Below are 25,431 nucleotides of genomic sequence, written 5' to 3'. Positions count from 1 at the left end.
TATATTTTTTAACGGAAAATTTTAATGAAATAGAAATATAAATATACAAAAAATATATTTGTGTGTATAATATGAATTATTAGAACATATATATATTTCTTTTTGTTTGAAAATGAAAGGGTTAACATTTTTTTGGAGGGTGGAAGTATGAAAAAAAAGATACCAGTTTTTGTAGCATCAACAGTAGCGATGAGCATGATGTTAGGGGCATGTAGCTATCAAAAAGATGAATCGCAAGCAAACGCTAAAGGGGATAGCGGAAAAAGCGGCGCGAAGCAAGTTATTAACTTAATTGAAACACAAGAAATTCCAACGATGGATCCAGCGTTATCAGCTGATGCAGTTTCTTCAAGAGTAATGACTAATACGATGGAAGGCTTATACAGTTTAGGAAAAGATGATAAGCTAGTTCCTGGTGTAGCGAAGGAATTCAAAAAATCAGAAGATGGTAAAAAATATACATTTAAATTACGTGAAGACGCAAAATGGTCAAATGGTGAGCCTGTGACGGCAAAAGATTTCGTATATGCATGGCAAAGAGCGATTAACCCAGATACAGCTGCGAAATCAGCGTACATTATGTATGATATAAAAAATGCAGAGAAAATTAATAAAAAAGAGATGAGTCCGGATCAATTAGGGGTAAAGGCGATTGATGATTATACATTAGAAGTGGAATTAGATAATTCAATTCCATACCTTGTAGATTTAATGGTATATCCAATCTTCTATCCTGCGAATGAAAAGTTTGTGAAAGAGCAAGGTACGAAGTTTGGTTTAGAAGCGAATACAACGCTTTATAACGGGCCATTTACACTAAGTGATTGGCAACATGAACGTAGCTTTAAAATGACAAAGAGCGCGTCATATTGGGACAATAAAGAAGTAAAGATTGAAGAAGTAAACTTTAATATTGTAAAAGATACATCTACGCCAATTAACTTATATGAAACAAATGCAATTGATCGAGCGTCGTTATTAGCGGAGTTTATTGATAAATATAAAGGAAAACCAGATTTCCAAACAGTAGAAGATACATCTGTATTCTTCCTTCGTTTAAATCAAAAAGATCCAGCTTTAGCAAATAAAAATATTCGTAAAGCAATTTCACTTGCTTTTGACCGTAAGCCATTCGTGGATACATTATTAAATAACGGTTCTAAGCCAGCGACAGGATTAATTCCTGATAACTTCATTAAAGGACCAGATAAAAAAGATTTCCGTGCTGTAAACGGGGATATTGTAAAACCAAACGTGAAAGAAGCGAAGAAATATTGGGAAGCTGGTAAAAAAGAACTTGGTAAAAATGAAATCGAATTAGAATTATTAAATGAAGATGTAGAGTTATCAAAGAAAACTGGTGAATATTTAAAAGGTGAATTAGAAAAGAATTTACCAGGTTTAACAGTGAAAATTAAACAACAACCATTCGCACAAAAACTAAAATTAGAAGATGCGGGCGATTATGTCATGTCATTCTCTGGATGGAGTGCGGACTTCCCAGATCCAATTACATATCTTGATATGTTTGTAACAGATGGATCACAAAATAAGATGAAGTACTCTAATCCAAAATACGATGAAATCATTATGAAGGCGAAAAAAGATGGAAGCGATGTAAATGCTCGTTGGAAGAACTTATTAGAAGCAGAAAAAATGTTACTTGATGATGCTGCGATCGTTCCAGTATATCAACGTGGTAGAGCATATTTACAAAGAGATTCAATTAAAAATATGTACAACCATAAATATGGCGGCGATTTAAGCTTTAAATGGGCTTCAGTAGAGAAATAAGAAAAAAAGCAGGTGATCACCTGCTTTTTTTAATACGTTCGTTTCTTATAAATGCCTTTTCCGCCAACTTGGTTCCAGCCAGATTGTACATCCAAACTTTTGTTAACAAACTTCATTTTTTCTTTTCCACCAAAGAGCTTTTCGCCGATGCTATTTGTAATGACACCAATCAATGCTGTTATTCCGATGATGAGGGCAGCAACCGTAATAAAATCAATAAAAAAAGCAATCATTTGAAAACTCCCCCTTTGCCTGTCTGTATGTTTATTGTATGAGATAAAAAATGAAAAAGAAAGAAATGTCAGAAAAATATTTAATTTACTTTAGAAATCATGTAGACAGGAGGGAGGATATTTGTTAAAATAAGAACAAGTGTTCCTTTTTATTCTCATTTGTATAGTCTTACATTTCTTAATTGATTTATCAAGAAAAAGTAAGAAAACGTTCTCTTTTTCATAGGGAAGATTATAGATAAATAACTATATATTATATGAAAAATCTATGGGAAGTGAGTAGTAAAAGGGTTGAAAGTTATTGTTAAAGTACAGCTGAAATGAGCGTAATCATGTTACATAGCAGTGAAATACACGGGAGAGTTTTCTCAACTAGCAGGAAATTTACTGTATATTTCTTGCAAAATCTATTGTATAATGATTATAGAAGTTACTTATTAAAAGTAATTGTTGTTTATTATAAGTTGTTGCTTACATGAAATGTGATTTTTGTACTTTTCAATAAGACAAGTTATCACGAAAAATTGCTGAAGTTAGAAATTAAAACTGTATTTAGTACAGAATTTGTACTCTTTAAGGAGAGTGAGCTTTGTATGGTAACATTATATAGTTCTCCAAGCTGTACGTCTTGTAGAAAGGCGAAATTATGGCTAGAGGAAAATCATATTCCCTATACAGAACGTAATATTTTCTCAGATCCATTAACGATTGAGGAAATTAAAGAGATTTTACGTATGACAGAAAGCGGAACGGATGAGATTATTTCTACTCGTTCGAAAGTTTTCCAAGAATTGAATGTAAACTTAGAGTCTTTACCACTTCAAGATTTATATAAGATGATTCGTGACTATCCAGGGATTTTACGTCGTCCAATTATGATTGACGAGAAACGCCTTCAAGTTGGTTACAACGAAGACGAAATTCGTCGTTTCTTACCACGTACAGTAAGAACGTTCCAATTACGTGAAGCACAACGTCTTGTAAATTAATTATAATAATATGAAAACCTTCTACCTATTATATAGTAGAAGGTTTTTTTTAATGTTTCACATTGCGTAATCGAACTTGTTGTACAATAAAGCCGATGCATAAAATAGTGAAAATGAACAAATAAGGAATGCTTGCAGTGAAACTTGGATTGTTATGAAAAAAGGTTGCAAGTCTGTCTTCATGTGTAACCATTTTTCCTGCAGTATAGGCAAGAATTGCTGCACCGCAATAAATGAGGAATGGAAATCGCTCCATAAGTATTAAAATAAGTTTGCTGCCCCAAATAATAATCGGGATAGAAATGAGTAAGCCGATTATGACGAGTAAAAATCTCCCGTGAGCTGCACCTGCAATGGCAATAACATTATCAAACCCCATAACGAGATCCGCGAAAACAATTGTCCGCACAGCTTGAAATAAAGTTGTTTTTCCTTGAATAGAAGAAAGATCGTTGCTATTATCGGTTAATAAATTGACTGCAATTAATGTAAGTAAAACCCCGCCAATCAATTGTAGAAATGGAATGTCGAGTAAATAGACAGCTAGTATAGTAAGGACAATTCTTAGTACAATCGCTAAAAGAGTACCGATCAAAATAGCCTTATTTCGTTTCGATTCAGGTAAATTTCGGCTAGCTAGTGCGATGACGATTGCATTGTCACCACCTAATACAACATCGATACCGACAATCATTAGTACGGATGTTAAAAACTCTAAGTCCATTCGTCTGCCTCCATTTATGATGTTTTAATAAGCGAACTATATGTATGTGATGAAGAAAGTTGTTGTTAAATAATCTCTTCTAATAGAAGTTTCACTTTATTACAGTGTACGGGGGAATGTGGAAATGTATGTCCAAATTTTTTGTAAGTAAGAAATCGCTATAATAATATATTTACGTAGTTGATCGAGTAAAGATAGGCATATAACTATTTTTGTAAAATAAATCGATTTTATTTCCATTCTGGAGAATCTTATCATAAAATGAGAGTACAAGAATCTATTGATTTGTCATATGAGTGGGGAATCCCTTCATAACAATTCTAAGCAGGAAGGGAGAGTTGTATTTTGGATATTGAAAGAATTAATGATCATACGATGAAATTTTTTATTACGTACATTGATATAGAGGATAGAGGATTTAATCGTGAAGAGATTTGGTATGATCGCGAACGAAGTGAAGAGCTCTTTTGGGAGATGATGGACGAAGCTCGTGATCATGACGATTTCTTTATTGATGGACCGTTATGGATTCAAGTGCAAGCAGTCGATAAAGGGATTGAAGTACTTGTCACGAAAGCAGAGCTTTCAAAAGACGGGCAAAAGCTGGAACTACCGATAGGGGTAGACAAAATTATAGATATTCCTCTAGATGAAGGCATCGAATCATTATTCCAACAAGAATTAGTCGAAGAGGTAGAAGAACAAACAGGAACAAACTTTAATGAAGATGGTACGTTTGGCTTTTTAATTAAGTTTAATGATTTTGAAGATGTCATTTCATTAAGTCATCGTCTTATCTTTGAAGATATAAAAGATGAGCTGTATTCATTTGAGAACCGCTATTATGTATATGTGGAATTCGATGAAGTGCTACATGATGAAGAAGAAATCGATCGTATTTTAAGTATTATTTTAGAATATGGGGAAGAATCAACTTTAACAATTCATCGTGTAAGTGAGTATGGAAAACAAATTGTGAAAGAGCATGCTCTTGAAACGATTCGCAATAATTTTCCTGCTAAAACGTAGGCCGATTTCTGTAGTATGAAATCGGCTTTTTATATGAAGAATAGGAAAGCTTTCTTAGTTAGGAGGTAAGAGATGAAAAATACGTTAAAGCTGATTTTCTTTATACTGCTATTGTTCGCATTATTTGTTTCGTTACGTATGTTTATTGATGTAGCATTTTATTCAGATGTGATTGGGATAAAAGATGTTTCGATTTTAGGTATTATCAGTATTTTATTTACAGTATCTGCGTTTTTAATTGGTTGCGTTATTTTCTTAGAAAATCGACATCCATCTAAAACACTTACATGGTTAATTGTTTTAGGAATTTTTCCGGTATTTGGCTTCTTTGCTTATTTATTATTTGGACAAAATTTTCGGAGAAAAAGAATGTTCCAAAAGAAGGCGTTACTTGATGAACAGGCGTTTTTACAATATAAAGGGCATGAAGATTACGAAGAACGAATTTTACGCAATCATAAGCATCAAGAACTGTTATTTCGTTTAGCGGATCGATTAGGTGCTTTAAATATTTCATTTCAAACTGAAACGAGGACATTAACAAATGGAGATGAAACGTTTCGGGCTATTTTAAATGGGTTAAAACGAGCGAAACATCACATTCATATGGAATATTACATTGTGCGTGATGATAAGTTAGGAACAGAAATTAAAGATATTTTAATACAAAAATCGAAAGAAGGCGTTGTTGTTCGCTTTTTATATGATGCGGTTGGAAGTTTTAAGTTATCGAAATCGTATATTGAAGAATTAAACGATGCAGGTGTAGAAATGATTCCATTCTTTCCTGTGCGCTTTCCGATTTTAAACGATAAAATTAATTATCGAAATCATAGGAAAATTGTTGTGATTGATGGGAACGAAGGGTTTGTAGGCGGTTTAAATATCGGTGATGAGTATTTAGGGAAAAATAAATATTTTGGCTTTTGGCGAGACACACATTTATATTTGCGTGGTGAAGCTGTACAAAGTTTACAGCTTATTTTCCTTCAAGATTGGTTTTATATGACTGGGGAGGCTGTGCTAGCCCCTGAATATTTACAAGCAAAAGCAGTTGAGGGTGATCATTGGGGAGGAGTGCAGCTAGTTGCAGGTGGCCCCGATAATAAGTGGGAAACGATTAAGCATTTATATTTTGCAATGATCGCTTCTGCTCGAAAATCTATTTGGATTGCAACGCCGTATTTTATTCCGGATGATGATATTTTATCCGCATTAAAGGTTGCTGCACTTGCTGGTATTGATGTTCGTTTATTAATGCCGAGTAAACCGGATAAGCGGACTGTCTTTTATGCATCGAGATCGTACTTCCCAGAACTTTTAGACGCAGGAGTAAAGATATATGAATATGAAAAAGGTTTTCTTCATAGTAAAGTTGTCATCGTCGATTCTGATTTAGCTTCAATTGGGACAGCTAATATGGATATGAGAAGTTTTCATTTGAATTTTGAAGTAAATGCCTTTTTATATGATACAGAGAGCATTAGAAGACTTGTTCAAGACTTTAAAGATGATTTAGAAGAATCAAGTGAAATTCATGTTGATCATTTTCATAAAAGACGTCTTCATAGACGAATTGTTGAATCAACGTACCGCTTATTATCACCTTTATTATAAAAAGAGATGTCCGAAATTGGGACATCTCTTTTTTTAAAAGGAATTTGTAACAAATTGTAGAATATAAGGAGCTGAAAGGGTGTGATTACGATATTTATCGCTAAAAGAGAAAACGGAGAAAAAATTCATTTACTCTATAATTGTAATGAAGAGCTTTTGCGCCGTATGCGTCAACAAGAACGATTCTTTTGTGTAGCTTGTGGAAAGGAAGTGCAAATGAAATTAGGGAAACAAAAAAGTTGGCATTTTGCTCATAAAAAAGTGAATTCATGTCTTGCCTTTTATGAAGCGGAATCAACGTATCATATGCATGGTAAAGAATTGTTATATAGATGGTTTAAGCGTCAAAACTTTCAGGTGGATATAGAGTACTACCTTCCAGAAATTAAGCAACGACCAGATGTTTTTGTAGAGAGGGCGGGCAGAAAAATTGCAATTGAATACCAATGTGCAAACCTCGCTATAGAGCAGCTGTACAAAAGAACATATTCGTATTGGCAAGCTGGTATACAGGTCATTTGGATCGTTGGTGGAAATCAATTAAAAAGGCAATCTGCATATTGGATGAAATTTTCCTCACTTATGGCTTTCTCCTTACAATCTTATCCTCAGCCACTTCTTATTTTCTTCTGTCCGAAACAAAAATCATTTATGAAATGTGCATTTGTCACTCCCTTTTCTACAAATGTCTTTTTCTCACATACTATATATTTACCAACTGATACGACTACTTTTGAAATTCTTTTTTCTCCCGTGCCTTTCGGGAAAGAAAGATTGGGTGAAGAGTGGAAGAAGAGAAAGAACTACTTCCGCAAAAATGCCCTGCCGATTTGGAATTATAATTATAAGTCATTATTACGCCTCTTATATCAATTTAAATGTACCCCAGCAAGCTTTCCTTCTGAAATTGGTGTTCCACTCCCTTCTGCATTTGCTTTACAAACAAACCCATTTATATGGCAAGCTTTCCTATATATGAAGTGTGTAGGGGAGCTTGCAGTAGGAGAGTGTATTTCTCTTCAATACGTGTGTAGTTATGTAAAAAGGTATACGAAAAGGCGGATACTTCCGTACTTTTCAAAGCACATATGGAAAGTGGCAGTTACTGAATATATGACATTTTTATGCTATATAGGTGTTTTGCGTAAAGTGGGAACTTATACATACCGGAAAATAAGGGATATCGTGATGTTAAAAACAGAGGAGGAAATTATGAAACATGATGAGATTTGCTTAATACATGCGCTATCTTTATTTGAGGTGAATTTTAACATGAGAGGAGGAAAAGGGGATATAATAAAGAATGATTGTGAAGGAATTACATAAGAAAAAAACGAATTGTACTTAAGTAGAGATATTTAAAGGAGGGCTTAAAGAATGTCTGAACAAAACAAAGCGAAAGCATTACCAGATCGCAACGAGATTGAAGAAGCAAGTACGTGGCGATTAGAAGATATTTTCCAAACGGATGCAGAATGGGAAAAAGAATTCCAAGCTATTAAAGAGCTATTGCCGAAGTTAACTGAATTTAAAGGGAAACTTGGTGACTCTGCGGACAATTTACTTGAGGCATTGCAATATGAAGATGAAATTTCAATGCGATTAGGTAAGTTATATACATATGCTCATATGCGTTACGATCAAGATACAACAAACTCTGTATATCAAGCATTAAATGATCGCGCAACAAATTTATATTCACAAGTATCTAGCAGCACAGCGTATATTGTGCCTGAAATTTTATCGATTTCAGAAGATACACTGCAAACATTCTTGAAGGAAAATAGAGATTTAAGTGTATATGAACATGCATTAGAAGAAATTACACGTCAACGCCCGCACGTATTATCAGAAGCTGAGGAAGCTTTATTAGCGGAAGCATCTGAAGTAATGAGTTCATCAAGCAATACATTCGGTATGTTGAATAACGCGGATTTAAAATTCCCATCTATTAAAGGGGAAGACGGAGAAGAAATAGAAATTACACATGGCCGTTACATTCAGTTTTTAGAAAGTGATGATCCTCGTGTTCGCAAAGATGCATTTAAAGCTGTATATGAAACGTACGGAAAATTTAAAAACACATTCGCGAGTACGTTAAGCGGAGCAGTAAAACGTAATAATTTCAATGCGCGTGTTCGTAAATATGATTCTGCTCGCCAAGCTGCACTGAGCAATAATAATATTCCGGAAGCAGTATACGATCAACTCGTTGAAACAGTAAATGACAACTTACATTTATTACACCGTTACATCGATATTCGTAAGCGTGCACTAGGACTTGATGAGCTTCATATGTATGATTTATATACACCACTTGTACCAGAAGTGAAAATGAATGTGAAATACGAAGAAGCGCAAGACCTTTTATTAAAATCTTTAAACGTACTTGGTGATGAATATGTTGATATTTTGAAAGAGGCATATGAAAATCGCTGGGTAGATGTGTATGAGAATAAAGGAAAACGAAGCGGTGCATATTCATCTGGTGCATATGGAACAAATCCGTATATTTTAATGAACTGGCATGATAATGTAAATAATTTATTTACACTTGCTCATGAGTTTGGTCATTCGGTGCATAGTTACTATACAAGAAAAACACAACCGCACGTATATGGTGATTATTCCATCTTCGTAGCAGAAGTGGCATCTACTTGTAATGAAGCGCTTCTAAATGATTATTTATTAAAAACGACAGAAGATAAGAAAGAGCGTCTATATTTATTAAATCATTATTTAGAAGGGTTCCGTGGTACTGTATTCCGTCAAACGATGTTTGCAGAGTTTGAACATATTATTCATAAGAAAGTACAAGAAGGACATGCTGTTACGCCAGACATGCTAACGGAAATTTACTACGATTTAAATAAGAAATATTTTGGTGACGCTTTAGTAATCGACGAAGAGATTGGTTTAGAATGGTCTCGTATTCCACACTTCTACTACAACTATTACGTATATCAATACGCAACAGGATTTAGTGCAGCGACAGCTCTATCTAAACAGATTTTAGAAGAAGGACAACCAGCAGTAGAACGTTATATTAACGAGTTCTTAAAAGCAGGAAGCTCTGATTATCCAATTGAAGTGCTGAAAAAAGCAGGAGTAGATATGGCATCTCCTGAACCAGTAAAAGAGGCGCTACAAGTATTTGAAGAGAAATTAAATGAATTAGAAGCATTATTATTTGAAGAAAAGTAATGAAAAAAGACGAGGGATTGTATCCTCGTCTTTTTTGTTGAATAGATTTAATGTCGATATTTGTTGAAGAGAAAGGTGGATTTCTTTGTTTTTTCTAACTGAAAGGATAGCTTTACGGCTGATTTTTGAAATTAAAACCCTTTGAATCGTTTTTTATAATTGAAATAAGAGAGTGTGATAACGATGATTCCGAATAAAAGAGGTAAGGCAATAATTTTAGGAAAAGCTTGTAGTAGAGAGAGGATGTACAAGAAAAAAGAAACGATGACAGCTAGAAAGAGAAGAGCAATATAAGATTTTTTCATAAATAAACCCCCTAAATGACCTTTTTTATAGCTTATTCAAAAATGAAAACGTTTAGAATGTGACAAAAGTGTGAAATTCGACAAAAGGGGTTGTCATCTGACGTCGAATCTTGTAATATAATAAGCGTGAACGAATTCACATACAAACATATACCCCTTTGTTTGAACGTGAAAATTTCTCCCATCCCCTTTAATATTTTTATAAGCCGTAAAGAAGAAGACCTGGTGTTTACACCAGGTCTTTTTCTTTTGCTATCCATTTCCAATAACGTTCGCATTTTACTTCTATCATTTGTACTTTTCGTTTCAGTTGTAATTTTTTTAGTTCGCGTTCAATTTCTTGTTGCGGACAGTCATAAATAAATGCTACTTCTTTTGAAGATATAAATTGTGTTGCTTCTAGTAGCACTTCTAAAGGTGGTAATGGTTCTGGCTCAATTTCACATTTTACAAGTTCTTTCAATAATTGTACGTATACATCGTAGGAATAATTTCCAGCGATTTTAATACCTTCTTCATCTGAGTTCGCATGAAAAAAGACGAGGGAAGGTATTTCTGTAATATGCATTTCATTCGTGAATTTCAAGTCACATTGGAAAGCTTTTTTTGCACTAGCAGAATGTAGATCTTTTTTAAATTCTTCTACATCAATATTGCTATCTCTCGCACATGCAAGTAATAGTTCGCAGTCAGGGTTTGATACATTTTCAAGGAAAATGTATTCTTGGAGTTTTCGCAAAAACTTCGAACCTGCTTTTCGGCCTTGCAACTCCGCTGCCTTAATTGCCATCGAAACTAAATATGGTGTTGACGATGCTTCTTGCATATGTACCTTTCCATCACATGAAAAACCTTGTAAACTGGTTGTCTTTTCCCACACAAATCGAATATTAGCAGGTTTATTCCATTTGTGTGAGGAAGCGTTCGTTCCATCCACTTTTCCTGTTACGATATGACGAATAGAGAAGTATTTCCCGTATTCAAGCCATAGTTTAATAATAAAAGGCTCAATTTCCCAGCAATCTTTACAAAGTGGATCAATAAATAAATATGCTTCTACAGACTTATGCTCACATGCGGAAGGAGATGGCATATTTATATGCTTTGCTTCCTGCTTATCCATTACACTTCACCTGTTTCGTTTGGAGTATTAACCATATGCTGAGCGGTTAATGCTAAACGTTCAAAAACAAACTCTCTTATATGACCATGCACTCCAGTATCATCCATTGCTTGCTCCATACATGATAGCCAAGCCTCTGCTCGTTTCGGGGTAATCTCAAACGGGAGATGGCGCGCTCTTAACATAGGATGACCATGTTCTTCAGTGTACAAATTAGGACCACCTAAATATTGTGTTAAAAATTGCTTCTGCTTCCTAGCGGTTTCTGTTAAATCTTCCGGGAAGATGGGAGATAAGTCAGGGTGTTTACTGACATAGGAATAAAATGTATCTACTAATATTGCAATGCATTGTTCACCGCCAATTGCTTCAAATGGTGTCATCGGTTGCTTGCTCATCCTTTATAAACTCCTTTTTCCATGAAATGTATATCTATTGTAGCAATGGAATGTTCGAGAGGGCAAATAAACAGCCTTCTCAAAGACTCTTTGCTTATTCTACGGGTGTAAACTTTTTTAGTGAGATGTATCCACTAGTGAAACATATTCACTAGTGGAATTTTCACTTTAGCGTGCTTTGTTTTGTTTGGCAAGGAAAAAGCGTTTTACTTTGTTATTTGTATGGCGAATAGGTATGTTATGTTGCGTTAATAAATCAATAAATGCAGCTTTTCCTGTTTCTTCATCTTGCACTTCAAATTCAATTTCATAATCATCGTGATTGTAATAGAAACTATGATCAAAGACAAGCGTTCCGCCTTTAAATAATGTTTCTGCTCTTTCTGTTGTTAAACTACCCATATATGTTAAAGCAGAAATAGGAATTTGTAATTTGTGTAATTGATCTACTACTGCTCCTTGAATGATTGTGTTTGTTTCCATCATCATTTTTGCTTCGTCTTCTGTTACGACTTGATGCGTTTCTAATAAACCGATTTCTGCAGGTTGTTTCAACGTTAACGTATAAGTTTCTCCTTTATGACGAATACGAAGTGCAGAGCCAGCTTCTTTTAACGAGAAGTCAGGTGTTTCAAAGTAGTGATTCACTTGTTTTGTAAATGCTTCAATAGAAAACGATTTACATAATGTATCGAATTCTTCTTTTGTAACGATATTTTTGAATTCAATTTCAATTTCTTGTGTCATTGTATAATCTCCTTTTGAAAAATAATTCTTTACACATTATCGCTTTTTCATAAATTTGGTTCAATGTTTTATTTGTTTGCGTCCATGTTATGATACAATAATACTGTTAAGTAAGACAGGAAGTTGAGATGGAGGAGTTAGAGCATGCAAAATAAAATCCAAGTTAAGAGCGTAGAAAAGAGAGAGAATGCTCTTATTTTTTGTGCGGAAAATAGTGAAATAGAGGTAAAGGAGTTAAGTGCGCGTAATCACGTACTTGTAGACTCAGACAATTTATCATTTTTATATATCTTAGAAAATGAATCATCTTTCATTTATGTAAGTATTCCGCACACATGCTGGGAAGCAATGCATGAAGCGATGAATAACGATGTGGTTATGTTCGTTCGCGTGAATGACATTGAAATGGAATTAGAAGGATTAAAAGAAGAAGTAGAATATTTAGTTGAAAATATTGAAGGTAATGCAAATTACGGAGAAGAACTAGTAACTGCTGTAGAAAAAGTATTTCTATAAGCAAATGGATTGATTTTGGTGGTGGTTGAAATGAATCGAAATTGGGAAGAATTTTTAGCACCTTACCACCAAGCGGTGGCAGAGCTGAAAGTGAAACTAAAAGGAATGCGTACTCAATTTGCAATGTTAACAGAGCATTCTCCAATTGAGTTTGTAACAGGAAGGGTAAAGTCGGTTGCAAGTATTATTGATAAAGCGGAGAAGAGAAATGTACCGCTAGACCGATTGAGAGAAGATATGCAGGATATTGCTGGGCTTAGAATGATGTGTCAATTTGTTGATGAGATTAAGCCTGTTGTAGAATATCTTCGAAAACGAAATGACTTTGAAATCGTGGAAGAACGTGATTATGTTACGCAAAAGAAAGATAGCGGTTATCGTTCTTATCATGTTGTCATTAGTTATCCTGTTCAAACGATTCAGGGTGAACAAAAAGTATTGGTAGAAATCCAAATACGCACGCTAGCAATGAACTTTTGGGCAACAATTGAGCATTCTTTAAATTATAAATATAGTGGACGTTTTCCTGAAGATATTAAAATAAGGTTGCAACGTGCAGCTGAAGCGGCGTTTTTATTAGATGAAGAAATGTCTTCTATTCGTCTTGAAATTCAAGAAGCGCAAAAGGCTTTTTCAAGAAAGCAAGAAACGAAAGATTCTGAATCATAAACTAAAGGGTGTTGGGCGATGAAATTTACAATTATGTCAAAGGGAGATCAATCATCAGATACACTGGCAAGCACGATGAAAGAGTACTTGCTAGATTTTGGATTTATAATGGATGAAAAGGAACCCGATATTGTAATTTCTGTTGGGGGAGATGGAACGCTTTTATATGCGTTTCATCGTTATTATAATCGATTGGATGAAACAGCATTTGTTGGTGTACATACAGGACATCTAGGTTTCTATGCAGATTGGTTACCGACAGAAGTAGAGAAATTAGTAATTGCAATTGCGAAAACACCATTCCAAGTGGTGGAATATCCGCTTTTAGAAGTTATTATTCGCTATGTGAATGGAAGTAAAGAGTCACAGTATTTAGCGATGAATGAGGCGACTGTAAAAAGTGCAGAAGGTACATTAGTAACAGAAGTAGAAATACGCGGAGAATATTTTGAAACATTCCGCGGAGACGGCCTTTGTATCTCTACTCCTTCAGGAAGTACCGCGTATAATAAAGCGCTTGGCGGAGCGATTATTCACCCATCTATTGAAGCGATACAAATTGCAGAAATGGCGTCCATTAACAATCGTGTATTTCGTACTGTAGGATCGCCACTTGTATTGCCGAAGCATCATACATGTGTGTTAAAGCCAGCTGCAGGAATGAACTTACAAATTACAGTGGATCATTTAGCGATGGTTCATCAAGATGTGAAATCAATCCAGTATCGCGTCGCAAACGAGAAAGTACGATTTGTTCGTTTCCGTCCATTCCCGTTCTGGAAACGAGTTCGTGACTCGTTTGTTGCAGATAAATAGAAAGGGTTATATATTTGAACAGATTTACATTGAAATGGGATATAGGTCCGGCTGAAGAGGGAACTTTAGTTAGGGAATTTTTGAAAACGAAATGTATTTCTAAAGCCGCTTTAACGGATATAAAGTTTCACGGCGGGGCAATTGAAGTAAATGGTCAACATGCGAGTGTTCGTCATCAGTTGCGTGCTGGTGAAAAATTACGTGTCTTTTTTCCAGTTGAGGAAAGAAGTGAAGGGATGATGGCAGAAGATATCCCTTTAAGCATTGTATATGAAGATGACGCGGTTCTTATCATTAATAAAGAGGCGAACATGTCAACGATTCCGTCTAGAGAACATCCGACAAGGAGTGTTGCCAATGCGCTTTTATCTCATTATGATAAGCAGCACCTTGCAAGTACAGTGCACATCGTAACACGTTTAGATCGTGATACTTCGGGGCTTATGCTTATTGCAAAAAATCGTTTCGTGCATCATCTTTTATCGAAGCAGCATCAACAAAAAGCTGTGAAACGAACGTATGAAGCAATTGTTCATGGAAAGATTGTAGAACGAGAAGGAATGATTGATGCACCAATTGGTCGAAAATCTGATAGCATTATTGAGCGAACGGTTTGTGAGGATGGACAAAGGGCAGTTACTCATTTTAAGGTAATTGATAGTACATATCATAAGACACATGTAGCGCTTGAGCTTGAGACAGGAAGAACGCATCAAATTCGTGTGCATATGGCTCATATAGGACATCCGTTACTTGGTGATAGCTTATATGGAGGGGGAAGGGATGAAATGAAACGGCAAGCACTTCATAGTAAATCTTTGACGTTTTATCATCCTATTTTAGAGAAAGAGATGTCTTTCACTATAAAGCTTCCAAGCGATATGCAAGAAGTGTTGCGGCATACTTAAAAAGGGAACAAAATTCTTATATTATAAAGAATTTTGTTCCCTTTTTTCTTAGCGGAATAATATTAAAATTTGATTTTCACCCGTACGCTTTATAACGAAAAATCCATTTTCGGCTTTTGTAGCAATGCCATTGTCATTTGGACGACAATATCCATGTGCTTCGCAAGTGCCGTCATCACGTACTAACATTTGTCCAATTAATCCGACAGGAAGCCACTCGGCGCGATCCTTTCTTGCTACATATTTGCAAGTTGGATCCCATTCTGTATTTAAAAGAGGTTGTATTTCTTCGGTTTCCGTCCATACATATTGGCGTTTTCCAAAGTTATCTGTTTTATAACGTTTTTGCCAACTTAAAGCCCCGCTATTTCCTATAAGGGCAGGGGTTGCACTAGATATTCCTAAAATGAACGAATCGCGTGAAGTAGCTATCCGAATTTTTTCTTCGTTACTAAATGTAACGAAATAACCGACATCAATAGGTTTATGATCTTCGGTTTCAAACATTTGTGCAAAATCCGTTCCGCTTGCATTGTAAGACGCGCCCTCAATGTACATTTCTCCATTATGAGCAAGCCATTTAGCCCCGATATTATGGTCGGTGTCGCTTACACCATTTGCAATAAACCAAGAATAAGCTTCTTCTGCAGTGCCGAAGCGCCCCATAATATGGCTACCTGCAAAATGAGCTGTTGATGTATGATGACCTTCCGCATGAGAAGAGGATCCGTTAGCGATAGTTGCGTTTCCTTCTGCGTGTGCTGCTTCGCCTAAAGCAATCGTCTGTTTACCCTCCGCATGAGAATAAGCCCCGCCTGCTGTCGTTTCACTTCCCTCACTATGCGAACTATGTCCAGTTGCTTTTGAGTTTGATCCTTCTGCATGAGAGAAAGAACCTTTTGCGTGTGTTAATAAGCCTTCCGCATGTGCTGCCATGCCCTCCGCATGAGAGTGAAGCCCCTCTGCATATGCATATCGGCCGCCCCTTTTAACTTTTGTATTTTCAGGTGTAGGTGTCTCAATTATGAGTGGTTTTTCAATTTGTATATCATTCGATGAAGCTAATGCTTCTTTTATTTTTTTTACTTTGTTTATAATAGCAGCTGGAATTTCTGGTTCCACTTTTTTATTCATTGCTACAGAAATATTTTCTTCCGTCTTTTCTTCTGTTTGGTTAGAATGTAGTATCTGTTCATCTTGATTTGAAAGCTGTTTATTTTTTTGTTGCATCTTTATTTTTCTGCGATCGATTATGCGGCTCATCACAGCATTTTCTAAAGAGACATATGTTGGTTTTACTTTGCTTTTTTTTGATGACTCTTGTTCTTCCAGTTCTTCTATCGCTGCAGCCCGAATACTACACCAGTTGTTAATTCCGTACATGGGCAGATATAAAGGGGGGAATTTTCTTTTTTGTTTAGAAGATTTTTTCTTCATTCTGTCACCTCCTGCGACATTATATGTAGGGTAATTAAAAAAAGATGCACTTTATTGCATCTTTTTTTAATTACTTTACCTAGTTTTATATGAAATCTGCCTAAATAATGCTAAGTAAGGTAGTTATGAAATTGGACGGAATTTCTCAGCGACAAAAGGTAAAGAAGAAGGGACAGAGATAGTCTCCATTTCAGGATAACGTAATCCGGTTAATTTGCCACCAAATACAGCACCAGTATCAATATTGACTGTCTGATTGACGAATCGAGGTTCTGCTACTGGTGTATGTCCATATACAATCCAAGCTTGTCCCTTGTATTCTTGCGCCCAATCGCGACGGACCGGTGAGCCATCGGCATGCTTTTCTCCTGTAATATCGCCATATAATACAAAGGTTTGTACTTTTTTATCTCGTCTTCCTATGTAATCTTGCCGAATCCCAGCGTGACATACGATTACTCTTTTTTCGTCTAGTATGTGGTAGAGTGGTGATTGTTCATAAAGAGTGATAAACTTTTCTTTTATAATGTTTTGCTTATGAGAAGGAAGTGCCTCATATTCAGCAACAGTTGTTTCAAGTCCGTGAGCGACTGTTACATTACGCCCAAGGAAAAATCGATATAGTTTATTACAGTGATTTCCAGGAGCGTAATAAGCTTCTTTTTTATGTATGACAAGTTCCCATACAATTTCAATCATACGTAATGAATGAGGACCACGGTCTGTAATATCGCCAACGAATGCAAGTTTGCGTTGGTCAGGGTGAACCGGTAGACCGCTACTCCAGTTATATCCTAGCTTCTCTGTTAAATTTTGAAACTCTTGGAAACATCCATGAATATCTCCTATAATGTCATATTTCATATTTAAACCTCCATCGTATTTTTCATTAGTATATCTAAAAAAGGATAGAGATAAAAATATAGCGTTTTTGTGTTGTTCATTTAAACATAAAGATTTTCGTTCTTGAGCGAACATTTAAAATGAACCCAATCGCAATCATGTATGTAAGCAGTGAACTTCCTCCGTAGCTCATAAGAGGTAATGTTATCCCTGTAATGGGAAGTAATCCGATTGTCATCCCGATATTTTGGAATACTTGGAAAGTAAACATTCCGATTGTACCAGCGCAAATGTAACTACCAAAAGGGTCATTACTTTCTAAAGCAATATGAATCATTCGAAAAATGAGTAAGAAAAAAAGAGAAATAATGACACTTGCGCCTAGAAATCCAAATTGTTCAGCGACATTAGTGAAAATAAAATCTGTATGTGGTTCTGGAAAATATACTTGTCCATTTTCCCACCCTTTTCCTTGCATTTCTCCGGATCCAGTCGCTAAGAATGCTTGTCTTAATTGATATCCTTGTGCATCATATTTGTAAGGTGCTAACCATCCGTAGAAGCGATTTAATTGATATTCTTTTAAAATATGTGCTTTAAAGAAATCTGTGTGAGTAAAAAAAATATATATTAATGTAGATCCAGCCACGAAAGTAGCTGAAACTAATCCGAAAATAAAACGCCATCGTATGCCAGAAACTAGTATCATTGCTGCAAGCATCGCTGAAATGACCATTGTATTTCCTAAATCTGGTTCCTTTGCGATGAGTAGTAGTGGTGGCAAACTTGTTGCAAATATTTTTCCAAGTAGTAAAAAATCGTCATGTATTGTTTGGAGAAAATATTTCTCATTATGGTTTGCTATAATTCGTCCAATGACGATAATTAAAAATAATTTCATAATTTCAGAAGGCTGAAAATTTCCGATGCCTGGGAGCCTGTACCAAGCTGTAGCGCCTTTAATTGTAACGGCACCTGGTACTTGAAGTTCTAGTCCAATAAGTAGTACCATTGCAAAGCTGTACAAATACCAAGCGATTTTTTGATAACGGTCGAAATCGATAATCATAATAACACCAATGGCTATAAATCCAATGAAATACCATTGGATTTGTTTTAGTACAAAATTGACGTTTTGTAAAAATGGCGGTAAAGAGGCTTGCGCACTTGCAATAGCACAACAACTAACAATCCCAATGGCAAATAAAATAAATAGTAATACGTAGTCTATTTGATATTGAGAATTTGGATCTTTCAATGTAGGTATTCCTTTCTACTGCTCTTTATAGTAATGGATTTTATCCCGCATTAATGGGCAGTAAGACCCCCACCTCAAAATTCAGCGAAAGCGAAGAAGTTCGGTGGGGGATCAACTGCCCGTAAAAGCCCGATTGGTGAGAGCTGATTAAAGTTTCACTTTATAGTATGAGAAAGAATGTATGAACTATACAAATAATTCACATATAGTCCATACACTTTTGATTTTGCAGAGTAGTTTAATTGTTTAACTCTTTAATAATTATATCCAAACAATGGGAAAGACGTACATGTGCGTCAGGAAAAATATCTAGTTGATGAAGATAGTATTTTAAGGAACTTTTACACCATTGGTAAGCACTAAGTAGAGCTGCTCTATAGTCCGTAGTATTTTGTAAAAAGCCATATTCTTTTGCTGTTATAACAAGGTGTGTGAAATCTTCACAACCTTGAAGGAGCTTATTGTGTATTTGTTGTCCAGCATGGTAGCGAAATTGACTTAAAGGCTCAGAAATGTATATTGCATTTCCTTTAGAAAGTAAAGAAATCCATGAGGCCATATCAACACTACAAGAATATTGTCGCTCTTTAAGGGTGCCAAAAGGTTCAGTGAGCAATTCCTTTCGGAACAAAGTAGTTGTAGGCTCACCGATAATGTTGTGTCCGCCCTTTAACATCCAATTACCTAAAAATATCCCGTTTAATGGGGTATCTTCACTATATAACCTTTGTGTTGGATGGGAATCACCTATTAGATTTCCATGATCATCAATACGTACTCGATAAGAAGTAACAAGAGCAAGGTTTTTATTGGGATCTTGCTCAAAATAGGCCATCATTTTTTGTATTTTATGCTTATAAAACACGTCATCGTCCATTAAAAAATTTATATACTCACCATTTGATTTTTCTATGAGCATAAGGTCATTGTGAAATTGTCCTAGAGTAGGGATATTTCGAATGTATGTTATATTTTTATAATTTGGTAAGTATTGTTCACGTATTAAAGTTGCTGTTTCATCATTTGTACTATCATCTCCGATGATGATTTCAATATTAGAATAAGTTTGTGCCAATGCACTTTCTAGAGCAATTTTGAAATAATGAGGCCGATTATAAGTGGGAATAAGGATGGAAACGAGAGGTGGATTTTTTTCATTTATCATACATAACTTCCTTTCAGAAGCTTTTTTTTGTAAGAACAATATCTTGGTAACTTGTATATTCATGTCTGCCGCACCATAAACCGTAATGCGGCTTATTGATTATTTCTAGGCCGTACTTATTCAATAGATTGCAAATATCTGTCTCAGGATAAGCAACTGCGAAATTCGGAATATCTTTATTTACAACGTAGCAATTTTCGATTCGATGATAAAAACCTAGTGTACTTTGTCCTGCATTTAAATAATAGGACGATTCAGGATTTATAAGAAAGAATGTAATGAAACATCTCCCGTCTTTTTTTAATACACGTACAATTTCAGATACGTAATGTTCTAATTCTTTTGGGAGAAGATGCGTAAATACAGAAGTTAAAAAGATAAAATCGAATGTCCCGTCTTCATAGGGAAAACGATATTGAGAGGCATCTTCTTTTCCTTCTGGATTATAGAATTGATTGTATATGTCAACATGTTCAAAGTGAAAATTATTACGCATAGTTGAAATGTTATTTTGACACCAAGTAATTCCATCTTTAAACAAATCAAATCCATAATACGCTCCATCATCATGTAAGTAATTCAATAATGGTACAGCCATTCGGCCGACGCCGCAGCCTACATCTAATACTTTTTCATTTGGTTTTAAAGCGCCAATTTGAATAAAATGCTTTAGGAACTCTTTTCCAACTTTTTTGAAGTCGCCACCTACATATTGGACGAGTTCAGGAGGGGGGAGTAAAGTCATTTCTTTGTTAAGTTCGCTCATGAGTATACCCCTTTCTTGTATGAGAAGATGCAGTAAATCTATTAATAAAATTTTCAATTTGTAGTGAGAGAACACAGGAAAACAATTGTTATATGTAGGGAGATTCCGAAAAAGAATACTTAATTGGATTAGAAGTAAGAGAAGAATGAGTGAAAATGGAATCTCCTATAGATTAAATCTTTTTTATTCTTTTCTCCAATAAACACCAAATACATCAATTTTAGTAATAGGGGCTTTTAAATTCCGTTGATTTCTAAAGTCTGTCACAGCCTCAGCGCATGGTGGTAGCCCGTAGTCATCGATAATTATATAGCCACCTTTAGAAACTTTATCATATAAGTTCACGAGACCATCCATTGTGGATTCATACATATCACCATCAAGCCGTGCAATTGCAATTTTTTCAATTGGTGCTGTTGGTAAAGTATCTTTAAACCAGCCTTTTAAAAATTTCACTTGATCATTTAGTAAATCATATTTTTTGAAATTCTCTTGTACTTGTTCTAAAGAGACGCGTAAGTAATCGAATGTGTGTAAATAATCACCGTAATCTTTTGGATATTGTTCTAGATTCGGTGCTGGCAAACCTTCAAATGAATCTGCAACCCACACATTACGATCCGTAATGTTGTTTGCTTGTAAAAAACCATTCATAAAAATGCATGATCCTCCGCGCCATACACCTGTTTCAATAAAATCACCTTCTATATTTTCACGAACAACGGTTTCCATCGCCTCTTGTAATTGGTTCATACGTTCTCGACCAATCATGCTATGTGCTGCTCTTGGCCAATCCATTCCATCATGGCGTTCACTTTTTGAAACATTTGGTTTTACAATTTTTAAGTTATGGTTTTCAGCATATTGCTTAATGAATAAAGGGAGGGGGACTGTAACTGGTTCGAATTCTGGTTCTTTCGAAATATGTAGAGATGCGGGTAAGTATGCCTCATATTCTAACCATATTTCAAATAAAATTGTCTTTTTTAGCAATTCGAGGTAAAGCTGAACAGCAGATTTACTTTCCATATTTGTGCCTCCTGCAAAATGTCATACAACAATATGATTATGTACATAATGAACGTTTCATGATTGAATTTGAAATTGAAAAAGCAGTAAAACTGATATCAGTTTTACTGCTAAGTAAAAAATTAAGCAATTTTTTCAATAATAATGGATGCACTCGTGCCAAGAGCTAATGATAACCCAAGTCCTGTAACAATTACTTCAACTAATGATGGAGTTGTCGTAATTTGCGTAATGGCTTGAACAACGATAGGTGATCCAACTGAAATTAAACTCGTTCCAGTACCTGGTACAGGTACTCCGTTCACTTGGATTGTAAGACCTCCTAATAGACTTACTGCTGCAGTGTATACGATAACAGTAATTTTATAGAATCCAGTTTCACTAATTACGAAAGTATCAGCATCTAATTGAGAAATTGCTGTACCAAACTGAGATCCAACAGTATTAAATGGTACTGGAGCATTAAGTCCAAGATCCAAAGAAATCCCAGCGGAGTTAAATGCATATAGTCCTGCTGGAAGTCCTAGTCCTGATGGTCCAGTAGGTCCAGTAGGTCCAGTAGCCCCAGTAGGTCCAGTAGCTCCAGTTGGTCCAGTAGCCCCAGTGTCACCAGTCGGCCCCGTAAGTCCAGTAGCCCCAGTGTCACCAGTCGGCCCCGTAGGTCCAGTAGCCCCAGTGTCACCAGTCGGCCCCGTAGGTCCAGTAGCCCCAGTGTCACCAGTCGGCCCTGTAGGTCCAGTAGCCCCAGTGTCACCAGTCGGCCCCGTAGGTCCAGTAGTCCCAGTGTCACCAGTAGGTCCAGTAGGTCCAGTTGGCCCAGTCGGTCCCGTAGGTACAGTCGGCCCCGTAGGTCCGGTCGGTCCCGTAGGCCCGGTCGGCCCAGTCGGAAGGGTAAACGGTGGTATCGGTGGTAATGTAGGTCCTACAAGATTAGGGTCAAATGCACTAGCTGATAAAGATTCATCGGGATTTAATCCATTTGAATAATTATTATTTGACATAAATTCACCTCCATAAAGCGTTCATTATATAGTAGATGCAAAACCGAAAGAAAATGACACGGACATTTGAATTATTGAAAAGAAATCTTAAACTACTTGAACAATTTAAAAAAATGGAAAGTTTAGTATATGTATAACATATGATTGATTTGGAAGAGGGTGATTATGTTGAACAAGCAAGGAATTACAATTAGTTTATGTATGATTGTTCGAGATGAGGAGGAGACAATAGCCCGTTGTTTAGACACAGTTGAAAAAATTGTGGATGAAATTATAGTGGTTGATACAGGCTCCGTCGATCGAACGAAAGAAATCGTAGAGAAATACACTTCTAACATATATGATTTCCAGTGGATTGATGATTTTGCAGCAGCAAGAAATTTTTCTTTTTCAAAAGCGACGCAAGAGTATATATTGTGGCTAGATGCAGATGACGTCTTATTAGAAGATGCTCAAGAAGCATTGAAACTTTTAAAAAGAGAATTAGATCCTAAAATTGATGCTGTTTCGATGCCTTATCACCTTGCAATGGATTCTAACGGGAAACCTTTATATTGTACAAAAAGAAATCGACTTGTAAAGCGTGAAAAACAATTTCAATGGTTTGGAAAGGTTCATGAGTATTTAGCTATTTCTGGTGAGGTTTTTAGTAGTAATGTTGCTATTACACATAAAAAAGAAAAAAAAGTAACAAATCGTAATTTGAAAATTTTTCAAAATACTGTAGCGGCAGGTGAAGAATTAAGTCCGAGAGATTTATTTTATTACGCAAATGAATCTACGGATAACCAAAAATATGATGATGCAGTTCTTCTATATGAAACATTTCTTAATCAAGACGAAGGATGGTATGAAGAGAAAATTTATGCATGTGGTAAGTTAGGAGATTGCTATGCAAAGCTCGGAATGTGGGAGAAGGCAATCGAATCTTGTGTGAAGTCGTTTCGGTATGACGTCCCTAGAGGAGAGAATTGTACAAGAATAGGATATATATATATGGAACAAGAAAAATATAATGAAGCGATATTTTGGTTTAAACTTGCTACGGAAGTACCAATGGCAACGGAAAGTCCTTTCCATAGTCCAGCTAGCTACACATGGCTACCCTATTTACAAATGTGTATTTGTTATAGCAGGTTAGGAGAGCAGGATAAAGCATATTATTACAATGAATTAGCAGCTTCTTATGTTCCGAATAATGCTGCAATTGAATATAACCGTAAATATTTTCGTGGAGTTTTTGATAAACCATATAAAGCGTAATAGGTTTCGTTTTTTGTAGAAATGATTTATCGTTATTCTAACTCTAATAGATTGGTTATATATTAGAGTATCAGTAACGTAACCAATATAGATAAAAAATTTTATACTGCTATTTGCGGACTAATAATCAATGGGGAGGAACAAAAACTGCACTTTATAGAATTCATATGAGATTTATATTTCTAATTCAATTTGCATAAGGAGTGTGTGAAATGAATCGCGAAAAAAGTTCTTTATATGAAGAAAAATCCGAACATTATTATAATGCAGCGAATCCGAATTTATTAAAGCATATAAAAAAGGAATGGAAAGAAGTTCTTGATATTGGTTGCTCGAGCGGTGCATTGGGAGCGGCTATTAAAGAAAATGGTACACGTGTATCAGGAATTGAGGCGTTTCCAGAGGCGGCAGAAAAAGCGAAAGAAAGACTAGATCATGTTATTTTAGGGGATATAGAAAAAATAGATCTTCCTTATGAGGAGGGGCAATTTGATTGCGTCATATTTGGGGATGTATTAGAGCATTTATTTGATCCGTGGGCTGTAATAGAAAAAGTAAAGCCATATATAAAGCAAAATGGTGTGATTTTAGCAAGTATACCAAACGTTGCTCATATTTCAGTATTAGCTCCCTTACTTGCTGGAAATTGGACGTATACAGAATATGGTTTATTAGATAAAACACATATTCGTTTCTTTACATTTAATGAAATGCTAAGAATGTTTTTAAAAGCAGGATATGTTATTAGTAAAGTAGATCGTGTATATGTTGATCATAAAATGTATGAACCGCTTATTGAGGAGTTATATGGAATTTGTAAAAAATATCGTCTTGGAAGTGGCTTCATGGCTGAGACAGTTGTATTTCAGTATATTATTGAAGCTGAAAAATCACAATTATGAGTGCTGCAGACAAAACAATATTATTTGTTACATGTATAAATGATCGGAAATTGTATGCAAACTGCGTGCGTCATATATTGCAATTGTTAGTACCGCCAGGGTATATTGTACAATTTATGCCGATTCGAAATGCGAAAAGTATGACGAGTGGATACAATCAAGCCATTTCGCATCCAGCGAAGTATAAAGTTTATTTACATCAAGATGTTTTTATTATAAATAGGGCTTTTTTATACGGATTACTTCAATTATTTGAGGAACATGAACACCTTGGGATGATTGGGATGGTTGGAGCGCAATATGTTCCTCCGACTGGCGTATGGAACGAAGGGCGTGGAATTGTAGGAAAGGTCATTGGTTATATGAATGATTTGTTTTATATGGCAAGTTTAGAACAACCGTATCATGAATCAAAAACATTTATTCCTGTAGAATGTATTGACGGTTTATTAATGGCGACACAATATGATGTTCCGTGGCGAGAAGATTTATTTGACGGATTTGATTTTTATGATGTATCTCAATCATTTGAATTTAAAAAAGCAGGATATACAGTCGGTGTACCTGTACAGCGCGATGCTTGGTGTATCCATTATCATTTTGATGTGAATATGACGAACTATGAAAAGTATCGGAAAATATTTGTGGAACACTATATGTCAGATGTAAATAAGGAAGAATAAAAGGGGGGACAA

General features: G+C 35.5%; 26 protein-coding genes. 13 read left to right on the top strand and 13 right to left on the bottom strand.

The genetic code is table 11. From position 1 onward, the window contains the following. Nucleotides 1-147: 147 nt before the first annotated feature. Entirely contained in the window at nt 148-1,794 is a 1,647-nt protein-coding gene (locus tag EBQ15_RS17395; protein ID WP_000727249.1) for a peptide ABC transporter substrate-binding protein, read from the top strand. A gap of 29 nt (nt 1,795-1,823) precedes the next feature. Here the strand turns inward: EBQ15_RS17395 and EBQ15_RS17390 are convergent, their stop codons facing one another. Beyond that, nucleotides 1,824-2,027, bottom strand: a complete 204-nt coding sequence (locus EBQ15_RS17390; protein ID WP_000559971.1) for a hypothetical protein — start codon at nt 2,025-2,027, stop codon at nt 1,824-1,826. A gap of 593 nt (nt 2,028-2,620) precedes the next feature. On the opposite strand from EBQ15_RS17390, the gene spx reads away from it, so the two are divergent. Beyond that, nucleotides 2,621-3,016 (top strand): transcriptional regulator Spx, encoded by a 396-nt coding sequence (gene spx / locus EBQ15_RS17385; RefSeq protein WP_000258267.1) that lies wholly within the window; start codon nt 2,621-2,623, stop codon nt 3,014-3,016. Between the two features lie 49 nt (nt 3,017-3,065). Here the strand turns inward: spx and EBQ15_RS17380 are convergent, their stop codons facing one another. Continuing rightward, nucleotides 3,066-3,740, bottom strand: a complete 675-nt coding sequence (locus EBQ15_RS17380) for a TerC family protein (RefSeq protein ID WP_000362615.1) — start codon at nt 3,738-3,740, stop codon at nt 3,066-3,068. 345 nt (nt 3,741-4,085) lie between these two features. On the opposite strand from EBQ15_RS17380, the gene mecA reads away from it, so the two are divergent. From mecA to pepF, 4 genes are all read left to right on the top strand, one after another. Next, nucleotides 4,086-4,769 carry an adaptor protein MecA gene (mecA, locus tag EBQ15_RS17375; RefSeq protein ID WP_000350716.1) on the top strand — a complete coding sequence of 228 codons (684 nt, stop codon included), beginning with the start codon at nt 4,086-4,088 and terminating at the stop codon, nt 4,767-4,769. Nucleotides 4,770-4,841: 72 nt separating this feature from the next. Beyond that, nucleotides 4,842-6,386 carry a cardiolipin synthase gene (locus tag EBQ15_RS17370; protein WP_000799195.1) on the top strand — a complete coding sequence of 515 codons (1,545 nt, stop codon included), beginning with the start codon at nt 4,842-4,844 and terminating at the stop codon, nt 6,384-6,386. Between the two features lie 81 nt (nt 6,387-6,467). Continuing rightward, a complete protein-coding gene (locus EBQ15_RS17365; RefSeq protein WP_000628326.1) occupies nt 6,468-7,712 on the top strand; it encodes a competence protein CoiA in 1,245 nt (414 codons plus the stop codon). A 51-nt stretch (nt 7,713-7,763) separates the two neighbouring features. Further along, nucleotides 7,764-9,590 carry an oligoendopeptidase F gene (gene pepF / locus EBQ15_RS17360; protein WP_000003348.1) on the top strand — a complete coding sequence of 609 codons (1,827 nt, stop codon included), beginning with the start codon at nt 7,764-7,766 and terminating at the stop codon, nt 9,588-9,590. Between the two features lie 131 nt (nt 9,591-9,721). On the opposite strand, the gene EBQ15_RS31210 is transcribed toward pepF, so the two are convergent. From EBQ15_RS31210 to EBQ15_RS17345, 4 genes are all read right to left on the bottom strand, one after another. Continuing rightward, on the bottom strand, nt 9,722-9,895 hold the full coding sequence (locus EBQ15_RS31210) for a hypothetical protein (protein WP_000750355.1): 174 nt from the start codon (nt 9,893-9,895) through the stop codon (nt 9,722-9,724). Between the two features lie 229 nt (nt 9,896-10,124). Next, a complete protein-coding gene (locus EBQ15_RS17355; protein WP_000360656.1) occupies nt 10,125-11,018 on the bottom strand; it encodes a ClpXP adapter SpxH family protein in 894 nt (297 codons plus the stop codon). Further along, nucleotides 11,018-11,416, bottom strand: a complete 399-nt coding sequence (locus tag EBQ15_RS17350; RefSeq protein WP_000043386.1) for a globin domain-containing protein — start codon at nt 11,414-11,416, stop codon at nt 11,018-11,020. Before EBQ15_RS17350 ends, EBQ15_RS17355 begins: the two co-directional genes overlap by 1 nt. 168 nt (nt 11,417-11,584) lie before the next feature. Further along, entirely contained in the window at nt 11,585-12,163 is a 579-nt protein-coding gene (locus EBQ15_RS17345; RefSeq protein ID WP_000191119.1) for a CYTH domain-containing protein, read from the bottom strand. A 144-nt stretch (nt 12,164-12,307) separates the two neighbouring features. Here EBQ15_RS17345 and EBQ15_RS17340 point away from each other — a divergent pair, with 144 nt between their 5' ends. From EBQ15_RS17340 to EBQ15_RS17325, 4 genes are read left to right on the top strand one after another with little or no spacing between them, the layout of a single operon-like run. Continuing rightward, a complete protein-coding gene (locus tag EBQ15_RS17340; RefSeq protein ID WP_001180003.1) occupies nt 12,308-12,679 on the top strand; it encodes a UPF0738 family protein in 372 nt (123 codons plus the stop codon). Nucleotides 12,680-12,709: 30 nt separating this feature from the next. Next, nucleotides 12,710-13,348: a GTP diphosphokinase gene (gene yjbM, locus EBQ15_RS17335; RefSeq protein ID WP_001081482.1), complete on the top strand. Its 639-nt coding sequence runs from the start codon at nt 12,710-12,712 to the stop codon at nt 13,346-13,348. A gap of 18 nt (nt 13,349-13,366) precedes the next feature. Further along, nucleotides 13,367-14,164, top strand: a complete 798-nt coding sequence (locus EBQ15_RS17330; RefSeq protein WP_000673189.1) for an NAD kinase — start codon at nt 13,367-13,369, stop codon at nt 14,162-14,164. A 14-nt stretch (nt 14,165-14,178) separates the two neighbouring features. Next, a complete protein-coding gene (locus EBQ15_RS17325) occupies nt 14,179-15,072 on the top strand; it encodes an RluA family pseudouridine synthase (protein WP_001079133.1) in 894 nt (297 codons plus the stop codon). A 48-nt stretch (nt 15,073-15,120) separates the two neighbouring features. Here EBQ15_RS17325 and EBQ15_RS17320 read toward each other — a convergent pair whose 3' ends face one another. The 7 genes from EBQ15_RS17320 to EBQ15_RS17290 all read right to left on the bottom strand — a co-directional run bounded on the left by EBQ15_RS17320 (nt 15,121) and on the right by EBQ15_RS17290 (nt 22,571). Beyond that, entirely contained in the window at nt 15,121-16,509 is a 1,389-nt protein-coding gene (locus EBQ15_RS17320) for a peptidase G2 autoproteolytic cleavage domain-containing protein (protein ID WP_000730513.1), read from the bottom strand. Nucleotides 16,510-16,632: 123 nt separating this feature from the next. Beyond that, nucleotides 16,633-17,373 carry a bis(5'-nucleosyl)-tetraphosphatase PrpE gene (gene prpE / locus EBQ15_RS17315; RefSeq protein WP_000872698.1) on the bottom strand — a complete coding sequence of 247 codons (741 nt, stop codon included), beginning with the start codon at nt 17,371-17,373 and terminating at the stop codon, nt 16,633-16,635. 76 nt (nt 17,374-17,449) lie between these two features. Further along, nucleotides 17,450-18,610, bottom strand: coding sequence for an FtsW/RodA/SpoVE family cell cycle protein (locus EBQ15_RS17310; protein ID WP_000654697.1), 1,161 nt, complete (start codon nt 18,608-18,610; stop codon nt 17,450-17,452). A 238-nt stretch (nt 18,611-18,848) separates the two neighbouring features. After that, a complete protein-coding gene (locus EBQ15_RS17305; protein WP_001999321.1) occupies nt 18,849-19,775 on the bottom strand; it encodes a glycosyltransferase family 2 protein in 927 nt (308 codons plus the stop codon). Between the two features lie 13 nt (nt 19,776-19,788). Beyond that, nucleotides 19,789-20,541: a class I SAM-dependent methyltransferase gene (locus EBQ15_RS17300; RefSeq protein ID WP_001292836.1), complete on the bottom strand. Its 753-nt coding sequence runs from the start codon at nt 20,539-20,541 to the stop codon at nt 19,789-19,791. A 183-nt stretch (nt 20,542-20,724) separates the two neighbouring features. Continuing rightward, nucleotides 20,725-21,570: a TylF/MycF family methyltransferase gene (locus EBQ15_RS17295; RefSeq protein WP_000444389.1), complete on the bottom strand. Its 846-nt coding sequence runs from the start codon at nt 21,568-21,570 to the stop codon at nt 20,725-20,727. Nucleotides 21,571-21,692: 122 nt separating this feature from the next. Beyond that, complete coding sequence (locus EBQ15_RS17290) at nt 21,693-22,571, bottom strand: BclA C-terminal domain-containing protein (protein WP_086392113.1); 879 nt, start codon at nt 22,569-22,571, stop codon at nt 21,693-21,695. 165 nt (nt 22,572-22,736) lie between these two features. On the opposite strand from EBQ15_RS17290, the gene EBQ15_RS17285 reads away from it, so the two are divergent. The 3 genes from EBQ15_RS17285 to EBQ15_RS17275 all read left to right on the top strand — a co-directional run bounded on the left by EBQ15_RS17285 (nt 22,737) and on the right by EBQ15_RS17275 (nt 25,419). Next, nucleotides 22,737-23,834 carry a glycosyltransferase gene (locus tag EBQ15_RS17285; RefSeq protein ID WP_000932907.1) on the top strand — a complete coding sequence of 366 codons (1,098 nt, stop codon included), beginning with the start codon at nt 22,737-22,739 and terminating at the stop codon, nt 23,832-23,834. A 212-nt stretch (nt 23,835-24,046) separates the two neighbouring features. Next, nucleotides 24,047-24,736: a class I SAM-dependent methyltransferase gene (locus tag EBQ15_RS17280; protein ID WP_001078431.1), complete on the top strand. Its 690-nt coding sequence runs from the start codon at nt 24,047-24,049 to the stop codon at nt 24,734-24,736. After that, nucleotides 24,733-25,419 (top strand): glycosyltransferase family protein, encoded by a 687-nt coding sequence (locus EBQ15_RS17275; protein WP_001271183.1) that lies wholly within the window; start codon nt 24,733-24,735, stop codon nt 25,417-25,419. The genes EBQ15_RS17280 and EBQ15_RS17275 overlap by 4 nt, the downstream gene beginning before the upstream one ends. Nucleotides 25,420-25,431 lie beyond the last annotated feature (12 nt).

The sequence above is a fragment of the Bacillus sp. 2D03 genome (genome assembly GCF_003946765.1).
In the GTDB taxonomy this organism is placed as follows: Bacteria; Bacillota; Bacilli; order Bacillales; family Bacillaceae_G; genus Bacillus_A; species Bacillus_A cereus.
This window is presented reverse-complemented; position numbering and strand designations above follow the sequence as displayed.